This window comes from Burkholderia sp. LK4 (assembly GCF_001043615.1).
GTDB lineage: Bacteria > Pseudomonadota > Gammaproteobacteria > Burkholderiales > Burkholderiaceae > Burkholderia > Burkholderia cepacia.
Genome location: NZ_LDUL01000171.1, coordinates 1 through 3,139, shown reverse-complemented (window position 1 = coordinate 3,139; position 3,139 = coordinate 1). Strand labels below are relative to the sequence as shown.

The 3,139-nt window shown below is 68.6% G+C and carries 4 protein-coding genes; 2 read left to right on the top strand and 2 right to left on the bottom strand.

The annotated features are described in order from the left end of the window. Nucleotides 1-475, top strand: a 475-nt coding sequence (locus VK92_RS38670; protein ID WP_048028732.1) for a molybdopterin-dependent oxidoreductase, incomplete at its 5' end; no start/stop codon positions are given. A 116-nt stretch (nt 476-591) separates the two neighbouring features. Then, entirely contained in the window at nt 592-915 is a 324-nt protein-coding gene (locus tag VK92_RS38665; protein WP_021159959.1) for a winged helix-turn-helix domain-containing protein, read from the top strand. Nucleotides 916-1,017: 102 nt separating this feature from the next. Here the strand turns inward: VK92_RS38665 and VK92_RS38660 are convergent, their stop codons facing one another. After that, the gene (locus VK92_RS38660) at nt 1,018-2,364 is read right to left on the bottom strand and encodes a DUF2325 domain-containing protein (protein ID WP_048026076.1); all 1,347 of its coding nucleotides are present in this window, start codon (nt 2,362-2,364) and stop codon (nt 1,018-1,020) included. A 140-nt stretch (nt 2,365-2,504) separates the two neighbouring features. Beyond that, nucleotides 2,505-3,056, bottom strand: a complete 552-nt coding sequence (locus VK92_RS38655; protein ID WP_048026077.1) for a hypothetical protein — start codon at nt 3,054-3,056, stop codon at nt 2,505-2,507. Nucleotides 3,057-3,139 lie beyond the last annotated feature (83 nt).

Genomic DNA, 3,139 nt, shown 5'->3' with positions numbered 1-3,139 from the left:
ACAGGCACAACAGGCACAACAGGCGGCGGCAGGCTTGATCGCGCTGACGGGCGCATTCGTGCGGCCGATGACGGTGACGCTCGACGATCTGCGCCGGCACGCGAGTGCGACGGCCGAGCCGTTCGACCTGCGCTGCTTCACGACGAACCGCTTCATCCGCTCGGTCGCGCCGTATCGCGGCGCGCGGCTGAAGGACCTGCTCGACGCGGCCGGGCTGCGCAACGACACGCCGGGCGACTTCAAGCGCATGGTGTTCATCGCGCATGCGCACGACGGCTACGCGGTCACGTTTTCCTGGCATGAACTGTTCAACACGCCGGTCGGCGAACACGTGATCGTCGCGTTCGAATGCGGCGACGCGCCGCTGTCGATCGACGACGGCGCGCCGCTGCTGTTCTCGGGCGCCGACCTCCTGCCCGCGCCGCGCCACGTGAAGCGGCTGGCCGGCATCGTCGCCCGCGTGCTCGAGGTCTGAACCGGCGCGCGGGCGGCATGCGTCGCATCGGCCATCGTGTATGCTTGCCCGCATCGTTCAAAGGGCAGCACAACATGAAGACACCGGCACACCCCAAGCCTGAAGTGCGATTCAGGATGCGTATCCAGCAGGCCGACACGATCGCGCTCGGCCCGGGCAAGGTCGCGCTGCTCGAAGCCGTGCACGAACACGGTTCGATTTCGGCGGCCGCGCGCAGCCTGAAGATGTCGTACCGGCGTGCGTGGCTGCTGATGGACGAACTGAACCGCTCGCTGAAATCGCCGGCGACGGTGTCCGAGCATGGCGGGCAGAGCGGCGGCGGCAGCGTGCTCACGCCGGTCGGCGAGGAGATCATCCGCCTCTATCGCGGGATCGAGGCGCGCGCCTACGCGGCGTGTGCCGACGAAATCGCCGCGCTCACGAAAATGGTGCGGCGCTGATGCGCGCGCTGCGCGAGCGCTTGCCCGGGGCCTGTTGATGCCGACGACGCGCTTGCACTGACCCGCTGAAGGGCAGAAGGAGCGCGTCGAAGCGAATCAGGTCTAGCCGTGCCGCAGGCAGAAGCGCGGCGTGCCGCCCGCGGCGGCATCCGGCGCCATGACGTCGCGCGCCTGTGCATCGATCCGCCCGATCAGTTCGACGAAGCTGGCGACGCTGGCCGTCCGCAGCGGGTAGTACGCGACGTGGTGGCGTTCGCAGATGCGCTTGAGCAGGTTCATCGAATCGTGGTCGATGCAGTCGACCGGAAACACGACCATGTGCGCGCCCGGTAGCGCGGCGGCCAGCAGGCCCTTGCGATCCTCGATACCGCCGTCATGCAGCGTCACGTCACCGCCCGCCGTTTCGACGATCCGCCTGATCGCACGGTTCGAGCCCGGGCGCCCGCCGACGTAGACCAGACGTGTGCCCCGCAGGATCGACAGCGGATCGGCCGCGTGTTCGGCGGGATCGTCCGCCGACGCCTGCACCGCCCGTTCGATCGCGCTTGCTTCGGCGCGCAGCGTCTTCACCATCGCCATCAGGTCGTCGAGCCGCGCGCGCATCGCGCGTGCGCTCGCCTGTTCCGCGGCGATCCGCTGCTCGGCCGCCTCGCGGCGGCTCGTGTGCAGCGCGAGTCGTTCATCGCGCGCGGCCAGTGCTTCGCGCAGTTCGTGGACTTCGTCGCGCAATGCGCTTTCAGCCGCCGGCGGCTGTGCATTCCGGCGCGCAACGAGCGCATCCCGCTCCTGCAGCGCCGCGTCGCGCTGCGCGCTCATCTCTTGCAGGCGCGCCTGCTGCCGGTCGATCTTCGCGTGCAGCGCCGCATTCTCCTCCTCCAGCACGACCAGCCGCCGGATATCGGCGCGATTGGCCGCGCCGACCAGGTGCGACAGCATGTGCAGGTCGCCGAACGCGGCCTGACGCACGGCCATCGTCGTGCGCGGATGCGTCATCAGCGCCCAGTAGGCAGGCGGGATGTCGCCGCTCTTGAGCGCCTCCTTCCAGCGCGCAAGAAGGTCATCGGCATCCTGTGCACTGTCGAATGCGCGGATCGCGCCGGCGTAACGCTCGTCGAGCGCCTTGTGCAATGCCCTGGCGCCGGCCGTGCCGTCGATCGCGAGCTCGACGGCGGCGTGATGGATGTCGAGGTCGGTCGCGTGCTGGCGGTCGAGGTCGGTGTATTTCGGCACGAGCCTGCGCAGCTCGTGCGTGGTCAGGCAGGTGCCGATGATCGAGCAGTGCAGGTTCGCGTCGAGCTCGGACAGGCGCGTGCGGCGCTTCAGCTCGGTCAGTTGCGCGCGCGACGGCGCGCAGCATGCGTCGACCCGCGTGCCGGTTGCCGCGGGCGGATTACCGCCGGGCGACGAGAGATCCGCCGTGCGGGCAAGGCGAAAGGGCGGAGCGTGCATGTTGACCTCTGTCCGGCATGGTCGGGCCGGAGACGGATGCGCGAAAGATTCGCGAAATATACCACGGAATATAACGAACGAAATTCGGGGGAAATCACCGGGTAATGCGGCGTGGTGCGGCGTGGTGCGGCGTGGTGCGGTCAGCAGAGCGCGGTCGGGCGGTCGGTGAGCGGCAGGGCGGCGGAGGGCGATGCCGGGGCGGACGGTGAAACGGGACGCGATGCCGGCGCGTGCCGCTCCATCACGTACTCGACGCACAGCCCGACGAACAGCACGTCGACACGCTCCAGCGCGGCAACCGCGTCGCGCATTGCGGCCGGGTCGTTGCTGAACGAATCGGAGAACACGTCGTCGCGTGTGCGTTCGAGGCGGCGCGCGTGGCCGATCGCCCGTTCGAGTTCGGGCAGGCGCGTGAAACGGGCGGTGCGTGCGTCGTCTTCGAGCGTGGACAGCAGTTCACGAAAGCCCATCGCGGACAGCGCATCGTCCTGCGCGTTTTCAGCGTGCGCAGTCGAGAACATCCGGATGAAGCGCACGACGCTGCCGCGCAGGCGTCGGAACGCGTCGACGACATCCGTGATCTGCTGCGCACGTGCGTCGCTCGACAGCGGCCTGAGCGCGCTGATCTTGTGCGCGAGCGGCTGTTCCCGTGCGGTGCGCTGCGGGGCGCGATCCGTCGGCGTGCGGGGCATGGCGAATCTCCGGAAGTGCTGGTTGCGATATATTCTACGGAATATATCGAGTGCGCGAAAAAAACGGCACCGTGCACGAGACA